This window comes from Microbacterium sp. AK009 (assembly GCF_013410955.1).
GTDB lineage: Bacteria > Actinomycetota > Actinomycetes > Actinomycetales > Microbacteriaceae > Microbacterium.
This window is the reverse complement of record NZ_JACCCG010000008.1, coordinates 19,742-33,990: the sequence shown is the minus strand read 5'-3', so window position 1 is coordinate 33,990 and position 14,249 is coordinate 19,742. Positions and strand designations below refer to the sequence as shown.

Below are 14,249 nucleotides of genomic sequence, written 5' to 3'. Positions count from 1 at the left end.
GGGTGCGCCGGTGCGGGGGCACGTTCAGGCCGGTTGGGGCACGGGAACGGGGGTCGTAGGGGCGGGTGCCGGGTCGGGTCGGAACCGGCGCAGCCGAAGGCTGTTGGTCACCACGAACACCGATGACAACGCCATCGCCGCCGCAGCGACGAGAGGATTGAGCAGGCCGGCCATGGCTATCGGAATGGCGGCGACGTTGTACGCGAACGCCCAGAACAGGTTTCCCTTGATGGTGCCGAGAGTGCGGCGGGCGAGGCGGATCGCGTCCACGACGACGGCCAGGTCGCCGGAGACGATGGTGATGTCGCTGGCTGCGATCGCGGCGTCCGTGCCTCCCCCCATGGCCAGGCCGAGGTCGGCGGCGGCGAGGGCCGCGGCGTCATTGACGCCGTCACCGACCATCGCGACCACGTGCCCGTCGTCCTGGAGCTTGCGGATCACATCAAGCTTTCCGGCAGGAGTGACCTCGGCGTGCACGTCGGAGATACCCACCTCGGCGGCGATCCGCGCGGCGGTGGTGGCGTTGTCGCCGGTCAGCAGCACCGGGCGCAACCCGAGCGCCTGGAAGCGGGTGATCGCGGCGGCGCTGGTCGGCTTCACCGTGTCGGCCACCCCAATCGCGCCGAGGTACTCCCCGTCGCGACCGACCGCGATCGCAGTACCACTCTGCGCGAGAGCGCGCAGCTCAGCGGCGGCTTCGGCCGGCGGGTGGATGCCCCACTGATCGGCCAGCCAGGACGCTCGGCCGGCGACGATCGCCGCCCCGTCCACGATGCCCTGGACGCCAAACCCGGCGTGCGACGCGAAGCTGTCCGCGTAACCGCTCGCGGGTGCAGCAGTGACGACGGCGCGGGCGACCGGATGCTCAGATCCCGACTCGACCGCCCCAGCAACGCGCAGCAGCTCGTCCGGGGTGACGCCGTGGGCGGGGCGAATGTCGGTGACGGTCATCTGACCGGTGGTGACGGTGCCGGTCTTATCGAGCACGATGGTGTCGACCATGCGGGTCTGCTCCAGCACCTGCGGTCCGCGGATCAGAATGCCCAGCTGGGAACCGCGGCCGGTCCCGACCAGCAGCGCGGTGGGGGTGGCGAGCCCGAGCGCGCAGGGGCACGCGATGATCAGGGTGGCCACCGCCGCGGTGAAGGCCAGCTCGAGCGAGGCTCCGGCGATCGTCCAGCCGAGGAACGCGGCCACGGCCAGTCCGATGACGATGGGGACGAAAACGGCAGACACGCGGTCAGCGATGCGCTGCACCTTGGCCTTGCCGGTCTGAGCTTCCTCCATCAGCCGGCGCATGCGGGCAAGCTCTGTGTCCGCGCCGACCCGGGTGATTTCGACCGTGAGGCGACCACCGACGTTCACCGTGGCGCCGACGACACGGGAACCGGTGGCGACTTCGACGGGCACCGACTCTCCGGTGAGCATACTGGCGTCGATCGCGGAGGAACCATCGATCACCAGCCCGTCGGAGGGGACCTTCTCCCCCGGTCGAACCAGTACGGTGTCTCCGACCGCGAGCTGCGCGACCGGCACCGTCCGTTCGACGCCGTCGACGAGCTTTGTAGCGTGCTTCGCGCCCATCTCCAGCAACGCCCGCAGCGCCTCCGACGATGATTTCTTCGCGCGTGCTTCGGCGTACCGTCCGGCGAGGATGAATACGGTGACCAGCGCCGCGACTTCCAGGTAGATCTCATGGCCACCCGCCTGCGGGGCGCCGACGAGGGTAAAGGTCATCGTCATCCCCGGCATACCTGCCCCGCCGAAGAACAGTGCGTACAGGGACCACCCGAACGCCGCGATCACGCCGACGCTGATGAGGGTGTCCATAGTCGCCGCGCCGTGACGGGCGTTGACCGCCGCGGCCCGGTGAAAGGGCCACGCCCCCCATACCGCGACCGGCGCGGTGAGCGTGAGGGCCAGCCACTGCCAGTACTCGAACTGCAACGCCGGGACCATCGACAGCACCGCCACCGGCAACGACAGTGCAGTACTGATCAGCAGGCGCCGCCGCAGCGTCCCGACCTCGCCGTCCTCACGGTCCGGGGTGTTCTCATCGATGTCATCGCTCGTCGGCGGTGCGGGAAGGGCTGCCTGGTATCCGGCGGATGCGACGGTGGCGATGAGGGTGGCGGGGTCGACGTCGTTCCCGCGAACACGCGCTTTTTCGGTGGCGTAATTCACCGACGCTTCCACACCGGGAAGCTTGTTCAGCTTGCGTTCGATCCGGGTCGCGCACGACGCGCACGTCATCCCGGAGATATCGAGCTCGACGTCGACCGTGCTCATGCGGGGCTACCTGCCACGGTGTAGCCGGCCTCCTCGACCGCGGCTTTCACGGCGTCAGAGTTGATCGGCGCGGCGCTGTGAATGGTGACCCGTGACGTACCGCCGGCGTTCAGGTCAACTGTGACGTTCTCCACACCGTCGATCGCGGTCAGCTCCTCGGTGACGCTCGACACGCAGTGCGAGCACGTCATCCCGTCTACGAGGACGTCTTTCGTGACGGCGGCGGAGGTCGATGCGGGAGCGTCCGTCGCTGCGGATGTGGTGCAGCAGGCGCAGCCGGCGTTGGTGTCTTTCAGACCGAGGTCGATGCGGTCAGTCATGATGTGCTCCTTCAAGGGGATTCGGTGTGATCAAGAACGGACGAGTCGGGCGATGGCGTCGTTGGCCTCACGGATCTTCTCCGCAGCTACCTGGCCGCCTTCGGCGCTCGCTTCCGCGACGCAGTGGCTCAGGTGGTCGCCCAGCAGGGACAGCGCCACTGTTTCCAGGGCCTTCGTCGCGGCAGAAACTTGAGTGAGGATGTCGATGCAGTACTTGTCTTCGTCGATCATTCGGGCGATCCCGCGCACCTGACCCTCGACCCGACGCAGTCGCTTCTGCAGGTCGTCTTTGTTGCCGTCGTATCCGTTCACAGATACACCATACCCCCCTAGGGTATTGATAGCAACAGGACGGGGTAATCACCTCGCACCCGGCGTACAGCGTTCTGTTTATTCAGCGCTCTCTGTATCTCGGTGTCATGTCCACCCCGACCGCTACCGCACCGTGACGCACACCGCGGCGCTCGCCCGCCTCGGCCACGCGCTCTCTGACCCGACGCGCGCGGGCGTCCTCCTGGCGCTGCGCGAAGCACCCGCCTACCCCTCCGACCTGGCCGACGCCCTTGCCGTCTCTCGTCAGGTCATGTCGAACCAGCTCGCGTGCCTGCGCGGCTGTGGCCTCGTCGAGGCCTTTGCCCGATGGTCGACGGACCTGGTATCGACTCGCGGACTCACACCTCGCCCCTGCCTTGGACGAGCTGCTGCGCGTTGTCCTCTACGTCGAGCCCGGCTGCTGCGCCGGAGAGAGCTGCACCTGCGCATGACCACCACCGCTTCCCGCATCGCTGACAACCGCCGACAGGTCCTGCAACGCCGCATCCGGTGGATTGTCACGGCGACGATCGCCTACAACCTGATCGAGGCCGTCGTCGCGATCGCCGCCGGCACGGTGGCATCCTCGGCCGCGCTGATCGGGTTCGGCCTGGACTCGACGATCGAGGTTCTGTCGGCAGCCGCGGTCGCCTGGCAGTTCACCCGTCGCGACCCCGAGCGGTGGGAAAAGGGCACGCTCCGCGTAATCGCGGTCGCGTTTTCGCCTTCGCCGCGTACGTCACCGTCACGTCCGTGCTCACTCTCATCGACCAAGTGGACGTCAAGCACTCCACTCTCGGTATCGTCATCACCGCCCTCAGCGTCGTCATCATGCCGTTCCTCTCGCTCGCGGAGCGTCGCGCCGGTCGCGAGCTGGGATCGGCCACGGCCCGACACGCCATATCGCCGGCGCGGTCGTCGGACGGGAAGAGGTCTATAGCCGCGACAACGATCACGGGTGAGCTAGGACAGCCTTGTCAATTGCGTTCGGCGGAACAATCGCTCGGCGTCGTCGAGTAGCTCAGAGCGGCGACAATCATGACGTCTAGACGCGCAGCTGCCTAAATTGCCCTGCATGACGGTTGTGTCAGAGCCCGAATGCTCCCCCGCTGATCAAGATGAAGATGCCAAGCCCGATAAGAACGAGAGGGAACAAGATGTGCTCCCAACGTTCCAGGATCTCCGCGATCGGACGTCGCGTGGCAATGAACTTGGCCACGACCACCAGCACTGCAACGAATACGAGGAACACAACGCAGTATGCGACGACGGCAGCGGACCCCACGCTGAGGAAGACGGGAACGTAGACGCCGATGTTGTCCCCACCGTTAGCGAAGGTGACTCCAGCCACGGCCCAGACAGCGACCTTCTTGCCTTCGATCTTGCTCTCATCGTCATCGTCATCGTCGTCGTGTCGGCGGTGCCAGGCTTGCCAAGCCGCCCACAGCCCTAGACCTAGCGGAATGAGCCCGAAGTAGGGAATCACCTCTGGAGGCAGAAACGCCCCAGCGCCGAGGGATACGAGCACGGCGGCGCCGAGAATACCTGCGAATCCCACATACTGACCAACGAGGATCCGAACTGTAGTTCCCCGTTGCCCGGCGCCGCGGGCGAAGAACAGAGAGAGCACGATGATGTCGTCGATGTTCGTCGCGAGGAACAGCCCGATCGCCTGCAGAACGGAGGAGAAGATCATGCTCGGGTCTTTCCCTGACGGAGGTATAGCAGGAGGCCGAATCCGACGCCGATGCCGATGATGACGTCGGCGAGGTTACCGATGAACAGGTTGCCGTAGGCGAGAAAGTCTGTGACATGACCCACTCCGAATCCGGGTGGAGCAAACAGCCGATCTAGGAGGTTACCGACCGCGCCGCCCCAGATTAGCCCGATCACGACGGCCCACCCCGCGGTGCGGGCGCGTGTGGCGGCAAGGAGCAGACCCACGGATGCTGCGGCCGCGATGAGGGTGATCAGCCAGGTTGAGCCGGATCCGAGAGACATGACGGTGCCGGGGTTGAACGCGAGTTGTAGGCCGAGCAAGTCTCCGAGGAGCGGGATGCGGGCTTGTTCGCTGAGCCGTGCGAGGGCGAGTGCTTTGGTGCCTTGGTCGATCAGCACGGCACTGGCGGCAACGGCGAACGCGAGCAGAAACAGTCGGGGTCGCACGCGCGCACCAATTGGGCCGGCGGCACTCAATACGGCACCCGCCCTCCCGGGCGCACGGCTGTCAGCGGGCCCGGTCATGGTGCGTGCGCCGCGCCGCGCGGAGGCCGTTGAGGATGACGATGACTTCCGCGATTTCGTGGACGAGCACCACGGCCGCAAGTCCGAGGATTCCGGTGATCGCCAGCGGTAGGAGGACAGCGATGATCGCGATGGACAGTATGACGTTCTGGTTGATGATATTGCGGCCGCGGCGGGCATGGGCGAGGGCCTGCGGAATGAGGCGCAGGTCGTGGCCGGTGAATGCGACGTCGGCGGACTCGATGGCGGCATCGGCGCCCTTGGCTCCCATCGCGATCCCTAGGTCGGCGGCTGCGAGAGCGGGGGCGTCGTTGATACCGTCCCCGATCATGGCGGTGGGCTGCGACTTCGACAGTTCCGCGACAGCGGTGGCCTTATCCTCGGGGCGTAGTTCGGCACGTACGTCGCTGATGCCGGCCTGTGCGGCGAGGGCGGCGGCGGTGCGGGCGTTGTCGCCGGTGAGCATCGTCACGCCGATCCCACGCCGGTTCAGTGTGTCAATGACTTCGGGAACCTCGGGGCGCAGCTCGTCCCGCACTCCGATCGCTCCGGCGGGCTGGTCGTTGCGGTGGACGATCACAACGGTCATGCCCTCGGACTCCATCGCCTGCACCTCGTCGGCCAGCGTGCCAGCGTCCAGCCAGCGTGGACTCCCTACCGCGAGACGAGCACCGTCGAGGGTGCCGACGATGCCGTGGCCCGCGGTCTCGCGGACGTCGGTAGCAGCCGGAGCGCCGGGAACCGCGTTGGTGATCGCTGCGGCGAGGGGATGTGTGCTGTGACCTTCCAGGCTCGCTGCCCATGCCAGCACGTCATCCTTGGTCGCGCCGGTGGTGACGACACGGGTCACGGTGGGCTCATTGCGAGTCAGGGTGCCGGTCTTGTCGACGGCGAGGTGGCGGATGCCACCGAATCGCTCGAAAGCGGCCCCGGACTTTACGACCACGCCGAACTTGGAGGCTGCGCCGATCGCAGAGACGACGGTGACCGGGACGGCGATCGCCAGAGCACATGGCGAGGCTGCGACCAGCACGACCAGGGCGCGGGTGATCCACAGCTCGGGGTCGCCGCTCAGCAGCGACCCGAGCGCGCCGACCAGCACGGCGAGGATCATCACCCCGGGCACGAGGGGGCGGGCGATCCGGTCGGCCAGGCGGGCGCGGTCGCCCTTCTCGGCCTGGGCCTGCTCGACCAGCTCAACGATCGTGGTGAGCGAGTTGTCGGTGCCGGCGGCGGTGGCCTCGACTTCGAGGACGCCGGTGGTGTTGATCGACCCGGCCGACACGTCGGTGCCGGGCTCGACCTCGACCGGGATCGACTCGCCTGTGATCGCCGACGTGTCCAGGCTGCTCCGCCCGGCGCGCACGATGCCGTCCGTGGCAATCCGCTCGCCCGGCCGGACCACGAGCACGTCACCGACGCGCAGTTCCTTCGCCTCCACCTCGACCGTGGCGTCGCCGCGCTGGACCCGTGCGGTGTCGGGCACCAGCTTCAACAGTGCCCGCAATCCTGCGCGGGCGCGGTCCATCGCCTTGTCTTCCAACGCCTCCGCGATGGAGTACAAGAACGCCAGCGCGGCGGCCTCCTCGACATAGCCGAGGATCACGGCGCCAGTGGCGCTGATTGTCATCAGCAGGCCGATGCCTAGCTTGCCCTTGGTGAACAGCTTGCGCAGCGCGCCCGGCACAAACGTGTACGCGCCCAGCAGCAGACCGATCCAGAACAGCACCAGGCCCGCGGTCTCCGCGCCGGTCCAGTCGCACACCAGGCCGGCGGCGAACGCGACGCCGGAGGCAATCGGGATCAGAACGCTCGGGCTCCGATACCACGGCCGGTCATCGTCATCGTCGTCGTCGTCGAGGTCGACGTGTTCGACTTGCGAACTCGTGACCGCGCTCATGCCCGAACCTCCCCCGGCACGCAGCCCTCGACCCCGCAGTTTGGGTCCATGCACGGCACGCTCTCGTCGACCGCGAGCGTCACATCAACCAGCGCCGTCAGGGCGCGGGCAAGGTGCGGGTCTGCGACCTCGTAGCGGGTCTGCCGCCCCTCGGGCTCGGCCACCACGATCCCGCACCCCCGTAAACACGTCAGATGGTTCGACACGTTCGAGCGGGAAAGCCCCAGATCGCGAGACAGCACCGCGGGGTAACTCGGGCCGGCCAAAAGCGTCAGGAGGATGCGTGAGCGGGTCGGGTCGGCCATGGCGCGCCCCAGCCGGTTCATTATGTCGAGTCGATCGGCATGAGTCAGCATGCGATGACTATACACTGGACAATGAACTATTTGGGTGGGAGATCGGCCCGTACAGCCGGTCATCGACCGATGAGGCGCGGCGGATCCCGCCTTATCTGAATCCTCGGACGACCATTTCAACGAACCAACGGCGCATGAACAGTAGCGAGAACTGCGCCTATCTAGCTCACCTACGTCGATTGGTCACGAATCATCTGGCTGTTCGAGAGCCTCAAGCGTGGGTCACGGTCGCCTCCTCCTCTTGGATATGAGCTGTTTCTATCTGAAAGGTGGAGTGGAGAACAGAGACCTCGAAGTGGTTGGCGACGCATTCCTTCACCTCCTCCAGCACTCTCGCAGCGTGACCGTCTGAGAAGCACCGATCTTCAACGACCACGTGAGCGCTGATGGTGGGCAGCCCGGTTGCGACGATGGAAGCGTGCAGATCATGGACGTCTTTGACGTGGTCGAGCTTGAGAATGTGGGCACGAACTTGGTCGAGGTCTAAGCCGGGAGGCGTGAATTCCATTAGAACGCTAGTGGTCTCGCGTAGGAGCTTGAAGGCGCGCGGCACGATGAGCGCGGCGATCAACAAGCCGGCGATCGCGTCAGCCTGCATGAAACCTGTGGTTGCGATCACAATCGCTGCCGTAATGACGCCAAGCGATCCCAGTGCATCGTTGAGTACTTCAAGGAACGCGGCGCGCATGTTGAAGTTTGCTTCGCGAGTTGAGGACAGAAGGACTATTGCGGCGATGTTGGCTGTGAGGCCGATGATGCCGAACACCAGGAGCTCGGTTCCCGGCACCTCGGGCGGTTCGAACAAGCGGCGAATTCCCTCGATCGCGGTGTAGGCGCCAACGAGGAGGAGCAGGGTCGCTTGCCCCATTGCGGCGATGACCTCGATGCGACGGAAACCCCACGTGCGCTTCGCGCTGGCCGGCCGCAATACGAGGGTTGCAGCGATCAGGGCAACCAGGAGGCCAGAAGCGTCCGTGATCGCATGTGCGGTGTCGGTGAGTAGCGCGAGACTGCCCGTGACAATTGATCCGATTGCTTGGGCGACGACAATTATCCCGGTAAGGCCAAAAGCGATCCAAAGCCTCTTGCGGTGGTCCCCCGGTTGGCCTGCGGCACCCGGGGTGGAACCGTGATTGTGCCCAGCGCCCATTAGCGGATCTCCGTTCTCTCCTTGTGGGCAAGGTGGGGGTCACGCAGGTGTGTGTGCAGTTGGGCGTGGGTTCCGGTGGCGCTGAGGAGCGATTGAGCCGCGTTGATGAGCGCGGCGGTTGCGTTTGGCTCGGTCAGCGAATACCACGAGGAGCGACCTTCCGGACGGACCGTAATCAGGCGACAGTCGAGCAAGAAGCTCAGGTGTTTACTCACGGTGGACTGTGCAAGACCGATGTGCTCAACCAGATCTCGTACTCGATGCTCGCCGGAGGCGAGGTGCTGTAGGACCGCCAATCGGGTTGGGTCCCCGAGTGCGTCGAACAGGTGGGCATACACTTCGGTGGCACCTTCATCCAGCGGGGATCCAACCGCGACCTTCATCGTCATAATGCGATGATATCGTTTTTTGGACAACGCATCTATGCCAACGTCATCTGACGAATGTGTGGGAGGGCGCCGAGGCGACAGCCGCCATGACGCGTAGCCCTCTTCGAGCTACTACGGCGGACCTCATGCGCCTGTTTTTCGTGCAAGGCGGGGAGCGTCGTGGGATCGACCGCGAGAATAAGCCTGTCTACTGCGGTCACCGAGCGTCCCCCTTGTTTTCGGCACACCGAAAAATTAGCCTTCTTGGGTGCCGACTCCCTTTTGGCCGGGATCTCGGAGCTCCCGCGCGGCGCGTCGCGTGTCCACGAACCGCAGGGCTTGGCTGATAGGTCCGGCGATTGTCGCTGGAGTGGCCTACCTTGACCCGGGCAACGTGGCGAGCAATATGACGGCGGGCGCTCGGTACGGCTACCTGCTCGTGTGGGTCATTGTGCTCGCCAATGTCATGGCTTGGCTTATTCAATACCTGTCGGCGAAACTCGGTATCGTCACAGGGCGGAGCCTCCCAGAAACCATGGGCGACCGTATTCACAACTCCTGGGCGCGTCGGGCGTACTGGTTCCAGGCCGAGCTCGTCGCAATGGCGACCGACATCGCCGAGGTCATAGGTGGAGCGGTTGCGCTGTACTTGCTATTTGACATCCCGCTTTTGTGGGGTGGGATCATTACCGGAGGCGTCTCGCTCACTTTGCTCCTCGTGCAGTCGCGCGGCGGGGCGAGGCCGTTCGAGTTTGCCGTGATCGTTCTTACGGTCATCATCGCGATCGGCTTTACCTACGGCGTGTTCGTCGGAGCGCCTGACCCGGCCCGGGTGGTCGGCGGACTACTTCCGCGTTTCGACAGCACTGGCTCCGTGCTCCTGGCTGCATCGATCCTCGGTGCGACAATCATGCCGCACGCAATCTATGCGCACGGCGCCCTCGCGCGTGATCGGTTCACGCCGCCTGCGCCAAAGAACCTGGCGACAGCGGGTGCCATACCGCGAGGCGTCATGCTCGATGACGTTCGCGGGATCTCGACATCCCGTCTACTGCGCGCGACGCGCTGGGACGTCACGCTCGCGATGCTGATCGCCGGCACCGTTAACCTCTGCATCCTTCTACTGGCTGCAGCCAATCTCGCTGGAATGCCCGGCACGGACACCCTCGAGGGTGCATACTCGGCTCTCTACGACGACATTGGTCCTGTCGTCGCGACCCTTTTCGCCATCGGACTACTCGCCAGCGGTCTGGCGAGCACGTCAGTCGGAGCGTATGCGGGTGCGGAGATCATGCGAGGCTTGCTGCGCCTCCGCGTGCCGTTGCTCGCGCGTCGGCTGGTGACGCTTGTGCCCGCGCTTGTTCTTCTTGGGTTCGGCGTCGATCCTACTCTCGCGCTCGTGCTGAGCCAGGTGTTGCTTTCGTTCGGCATCCCGTTTGCGCTTGTGCCGTTGATCGTGGTTACGGCAAAGTTTGAGGTGCTCGGCCCCTTCCGCAACCATGTAGCGACGACGGTAGCGGGAATCGCCGCAGCCGTCTTTCTCATCATCCTTAACGGTGTCCTGGTATGGCTCGTGCTCACCGGGGCGTGAGTGTCTGTGACCGCTTGTTCTGAGACCAGGGTGACGGTCTGATTCCGACCTACCTGGAGATTTGGCCTGCTCGCCGAGGGCGGGGAGGGCGGTGGTCGGGATGGGGAACAGGGTCGAGGCTATTCGCGAACATTCGCCGTGACGCGCGAGCGAGGAGCTCAGTATCTGAGCACTCGCCCGCCGCTACGGTGCGCCGGGGCACGGTACGGCAGGCCTTGGTGTCTGCGTCCCGACAAGCTTCCTCCTGGTTACCCTCGACCACCATCTGAATCGGCCTGACTTTCGTTCCGTTCTTCAAGCAAGGATGGAACTCGATGAACAGGAAGTACTCGCCGGAGATGCGTGAGCGGGCGTTGCGGATGCTCGCGGAGACGCGGCGGTCGCACCCGACGATGATGAGCGCGGTCCGTCACGTGGCCGGTCTGCTCGGGATGAGCCCCGAGACGCTGCGCCTCTGGCAGCGTCGCTACGAGGTCGACGCCGGCGTGAAGCCCGGGCTCACGACCGATGCGGCGGCGGAGATCAAGCGGCTGCAGAAGGAGAACGCCGAGCTGCGGAAGGCGAATGAGATCCTCAAGGCTGCGAGCGTGTTTTTCGCGAAGGAGCTCGACCGCCCCTGACCGAGATGATCCGGTTCATTGACGAGTACCGGGATCGTTTCGGGGTCGAGCTCATCTGCCAGGTCCTCCGACCGGCAGTTCAAGGGTTTCTCACCTCCCGCGGCTATCGCGCCGCCGTCGGTCGTGCGCCGTCAGCGCGGCAGTTGAAGGACGAGCTGCTCGTCCCGGAGGTCGCGAGGCTGCATGCGGAGAACTACCGCGTCTATGGGCGCCGGAAGATGCATGCGCTGATGCGTCGACAGGGGTGGGAGATCGGTCGTGACCAGACCGAGCGGCTCATGCGCCTCGCTGGGGTGCGCGGCGTCCGTAAGTCGAAGCGGGTGTTCACGACCCGCCCCGACAAGACGACCGCGCTGCCGAGCGATCTCGTGAACCGTCGCTTCACCGCGCAAGCGCCCCGTCGGCTCTGGGTCTGCGACGTCACCTACGTCGCGACCTGGAGTGGTTTCGCCTATGTCGCGTTCGTCACCGACGTGTACTCGAGGCGCATCGTCGGCTGGAACGTCGCGGCGACGTTGCGCTCGGAGATTCTGCCGATGCAGGCCCTCGACATGGCCGCTTGGAACGTCGGCGGCCGCCTCGACGGCCTCATCCATCACGCGGACCACGGGTCGAACTACACCGCGATGATCTACACGGAGCGGATCGTCGAGCTCGGCGCCGTGCCGTCGACGGGCACCGTTGGCGATTCGTTCGACAACGCGATGGCCGAGGCGGTGAACAACCTCTACAAGACCGAGCTGATCCGCCAGGGTGGGCCGTGGCGGACGGTCGAGCAGGTCGAGCTCGCGACGCTCGAGTGGGTGTGGTGGTGGAACAACTCCCGGCTCCACGGCGAGCTCGACATGCGCACTCCCGTCGAGGTCGAGAAGGCGTACTACGCTGACCAAGAATTAGGCCAGCCGGCACCTGCTGGACAAGGCTCCCGATAGGAATGAGGGCCAGGCCGATTCAATCCGCGGGTGTCATCTTCGGTCACGGGCGTCCTTCTTCGCCAGCGCGGTGAGGTGCGCGTTGTACGCCTCGAGCTCGGCGTCGTCGGTGCGGTCGGCGTGGCGGTCGCTGCGCTTCTGGTCGCGGGCGTCGCTGCGGCTCCACTGAATCGCCACCGTAATGGCGAGAATGAGCGTCGGTATCTCGCCGACCGACCACGCGAGACCGCCGCCGATGTACTGGTCCTCGAGCGGAGAGGGGCCCCATGTACGTCCCATCGACCCGAACCACTCGGCGACCATGAGCCCGGTCTGCATCATCATCGCCACCCCGAAGAACGCGTGCATCGCCATGACGCCGATGAGCAGCAGCAGCCGGCCCGCGTACGGGAGCCGCCAGGGCACCGGGTCGATGCCGATCAGGGTGAGGGCGAAGAGGTATCCGGTGATGAGGAAGTGGGCGATCATCCACTCGTGGCCGAGGTGGTCGTACAGCGACCAGCGGAAGAGATCGGTGTAGTAGAACGCCCAGAGCGACCCGATGAACAGCCCCGCAGCGACGAAGGGGTTCGTCAGTACGCGGGCGATGGGGGTGTGCACCGCCCAGAGGATCCACTCGCGGCCGCCGCGCGTGCCGTCATCGCGCTTGTGGATCGCCCGCGCCGCCAGGGTCACGGGGGCACCAGCGACCAGCAGCACGGGGATCGCCATCGTGAGCAGCATGTGGCCGAGCATGTGCACGCTGAACAGGTAGTCCTGGTAGACGTTGATGACTCCGCCGGTGACCCACACCAGCAGCATCATGCCGGTGACCCACATGATCGTGCGGTGTACCGGCCAGGGGTCGCCGCGGCGGCGCAGCCGCCATACCCCGACAAGGTAGAAGAAGATCGCGAACCCGGCGATCACCGCCCACAGCAGATCGATGTTCCATGCGGTGACCCACCGTTCGATCGTGAGCTCCGCGGGCAGCGGTGCACCGGTGAGGCGTTCCGCTGGCGTCGGGGTCTCGGGAAGCGGGGCCGGGTTCGGTGGCGGGGTGCGGGCCAGCGCTGCAGCGGCACCGCTGGCCACACCCATCAACGCCAACTCGAACACGATCAAGATCCAGAAGGGGCGGGATGCCACGTTGGAGCCGCGCATCTTGCCGATCAGTCGCATGCGGTACCACGCGCCGAGGAGCCCGAGACCGATCAGCGCGACGACTTTCCCGGCCAAGATTGCGCCATAAGGGAAGAGCAGGTCCGACCACTGCTGCAGGCCGATAGCCGCCCGCACCGTGCCGGATACGGCGACGAGCACGAACGCGGCCAAGGCGATGCTTGAGTAGCGGGCGACGACATCGGCGATGCGCTGCCGCTGGAGGACTGGACGGATGGCGACGAGCAAGAGGAGACCGCCGAGCCACACCGCGGCGCCGATGATGTGCAGGATGAGCGCCGTCATCGCCTCATGGTGAAGGGCGTCATCACCGGAGTGCCCTTGCGTGCCCATCGGCACGAGCGAGGCGACCGCCAGCAGGGCGACCAGAAGCGTTCCAACCCAGGACCGCACCGCGAATGTGAGGACGGTGAGTGCTGCGCCCGCGACCGTTGTGATCAGCCACGTCCGGCCCACCTCGAGTTCGACGAGGAACCGTCCGAGCTGGGCACCGAACTGCGGTCCGACGTCGATCGCGGGGTTGAAGACGCTGAGAAACGTGAGGAACCCGGTCGCACCGGCTGCCACGGTGAACACGGCAGCGGAGATCGAGGCGGTATCGAGGGAGGTATCGAACTCGCGCTCACCCGTCCGCAACGTGAACAGCGCCGTCACGAGCACACCGACCATTCCCGCGGCGGCGAGGTTTACGACCAGCTTCGTGGCCGGAAGCCCCCAGCGCACGACCGGGCCGGCGTCGCCGAGCGGGAGCTGTGCAGCGCCGCCACCGAATGCCAGTGCGCCGACTAGGACAGCAAGTGCCGCCCCAACGAGGATCGCCGGCCCGACTACCCGCAGCGTGCGGTAGTTGATCTCTCTGGTGTGCGGCATCATTCGTGCCCGGTGTGAATCGGGTTGTTCTCCGCGCGCTCGCCTGCGAGACGTTTCTGGGCGTTGGGGTCCACGGGTTCTTTCGGGTCGGGATCATTCGCAGCCGGCGGAGCAGGTTTGCTTTCGCGGCCGCGGG

12 protein-coding genes, 2 pseudogenes and 1 other annotated feature are annotated in these 14,249 nt (G+C 65.8%); of the genes and pseudogenes, 4 read left to right on the top strand and 10 right to left on the bottom strand.

Annotated features, from left to right (window positions below; all coding sequences use genetic code 11):
• Window positions 1-24 precede the first annotated feature (24 nt).
• The 3 genes from HDC37_RS16285 to HDC37_RS16275 are packed head-to-tail and all read right to left on the bottom strand — an operon-like array spanning window position 25 to window position 2,921.
• Window positions 25-2,289, bottom strand: a complete 2,265-nt coding sequence (locus HDC37_RS16285; protein WP_179561449.1) for a cation-translocating P-type ATPase — start codon at window positions 2,287-2,289, stop codon at window positions 25-27.
• On the bottom strand, window positions 2,286-2,609 hold the full coding sequence (locus tag HDC37_RS16280; RefSeq protein WP_179561448.1) for a heavy-metal-associated domain-containing protein: 324 nt from the start codon (window positions 2,607-2,609) through the stop codon (window positions 2,286-2,288). The genes HDC37_RS16285 and HDC37_RS16280 overlap by 4 nt, the downstream gene beginning before the upstream one ends.
• Before the next feature lie 30 nt (window positions 2,610-2,639).
• Window positions 2,640-2,921 (bottom strand): metal-sensitive transcriptional regulator, encoded by a 282-nt coding sequence (locus tag HDC37_RS16275; protein WP_114587688.1) that lies wholly within the window; start codon window positions 2,919-2,921, stop codon window positions 2,640-2,642.
• A gap of 133 nt (window positions 2,922-3,054) precedes the next feature.
• Here HDC37_RS16275 and HDC37_RS16270 point away from each other — a divergent pair.
• Together HDC37_RS16270 and HDC37_RS16265 are read left to right on the top strand one after the other, a co-directional pair.
• Window positions 3,055-3,373, top strand: a pseudogene (locus HDC37_RS16270) (ArsR/SmtB family transcription factor).
• Window positions 3,370-3,812 (top strand): annotated as a pseudogene (locus HDC37_RS16265) (cobalt transporter); the annotation flags it as partial. The pseudogenes HDC37_RS16270 and HDC37_RS16265, both read left to right, overlap by 4 nt.
• 196 nt (window positions 3,813-4,008) lie before the next feature.
• On the opposite strand, the gene HDC37_RS16260 reads toward HDC37_RS16265, so the two are convergent.
• The 6 genes from HDC37_RS16260 to HDC37_RS16235 all read right to left on the bottom strand — a co-directional run bounded on the left by HDC37_RS16260 (window position 4,009) and on the right by HDC37_RS16235 (window position 8,960).
• Window positions 4,009-4,617 (bottom strand): cadmium resistance transporter, encoded by a 609-nt coding sequence (locus HDC37_RS16260; protein WP_179561447.1) that lies wholly within the window; start codon window positions 4,615-4,617, stop codon window positions 4,009-4,011.
• Window positions 4,614-5,087: a signal peptidase II gene (locus tag HDC37_RS16255; RefSeq protein ID WP_228176924.1), complete on the bottom strand. Its 474-nt coding sequence runs from the start codon at window positions 5,085-5,087 to the stop codon at window positions 4,614-4,616. Before HDC37_RS16255 ends, HDC37_RS16260 begins: the two co-directional genes overlap by 4 nt.
• A gap of 61 nt (window positions 5,088-5,148) precedes the next feature.
• Window positions 5,149-7,065, bottom strand: coding sequence for a cation-translocating P-type ATPase (locus HDC37_RS16250; protein ID WP_039711341.1), 1,917 nt, complete (start codon window positions 7,063-7,065; stop codon window positions 5,149-5,151).
• Window positions 7,062-7,421 carry a helix-turn-helix transcriptional regulator gene (locus HDC37_RS16245; protein ID WP_039711340.1) on the bottom strand — a complete coding sequence of 120 codons (360 nt, stop codon included), beginning with the start codon at window positions 7,419-7,421 and terminating at the stop codon, window positions 7,062-7,064. Before HDC37_RS16245 ends, HDC37_RS16250 begins: the two co-directional genes overlap by 4 nt.
• 211 nt (window positions 7,422-7,632) lie before the next feature.
• On the bottom strand, window positions 7,633-8,571 hold the full coding sequence (locus HDC37_RS16240; protein WP_039711339.1) for a cation diffusion facilitator family transporter: 939 nt from the start codon (window positions 8,569-8,571) through the stop codon (window positions 7,633-7,635).
• Window positions 8,571-8,960: a helix-turn-helix transcriptional regulator gene (locus tag HDC37_RS16235; RefSeq protein WP_179561446.1), complete on the bottom strand. Its 390-nt coding sequence runs from the start codon at window positions 8,958-8,960 to the stop codon at window positions 8,571-8,573. The genes HDC37_RS16240 and HDC37_RS16235 overlap by 1 nt, the downstream gene beginning before the upstream one ends.
• A gap of 298 nt (window positions 8,961-9,258) precedes the next feature.
• Here HDC37_RS16235 and HDC37_RS16230 point away from each other — a divergent pair, with 298 nt between their 5' ends.
• Window positions 9,259-10,530 carry an Nramp family divalent metal transporter gene (locus HDC37_RS16230; RefSeq protein WP_039711342.1) on the top strand — a complete coding sequence of 424 codons (1,272 nt, stop codon included), beginning with the start codon at window positions 9,259-9,261 and terminating at the stop codon, window positions 10,528-10,530.
• Window positions 10,531-10,844: 314 nt separating this feature from the next.
• Window positions 10,845-12,082, top strand: a protein-coding gene (locus tag HDC37_RS16225) for an IS3 family transposase (RefSeq protein ID WP_179561445.1) whose coding sequence is annotated in 2 segments (ribosomal slippage) — window positions 10,845-11,130 and window positions 11,130-12,082 — 1,239 coding nt in all. Because the reading frame shifts where the segments join, the coding sequence is not laid out codon by codon here.
• Window positions 11,117-11,220: a sequence feature (AL1L pseudoknot), on the top strand. Its footprint overlaps the gene before it by 104 nt.
• A 33-nt stretch (window positions 12,083-12,115) precedes the next feature.
• On the opposite strand, the gene HDC37_RS16220 is transcribed toward HDC37_RS16225, so the two are convergent.
• Window positions 12,116-14,113 carry a cytochrome c oxidase assembly protein gene (locus tag HDC37_RS16220; protein ID WP_218869925.1) on the bottom strand — a complete coding sequence of 666 codons (1,998 nt, stop codon included), beginning with the start codon at window positions 14,111-14,113 and terminating at the stop codon, window positions 12,116-12,118.
• Between the last annotated feature and the right edge of the window lie 136 nt (window positions 14,114-14,249).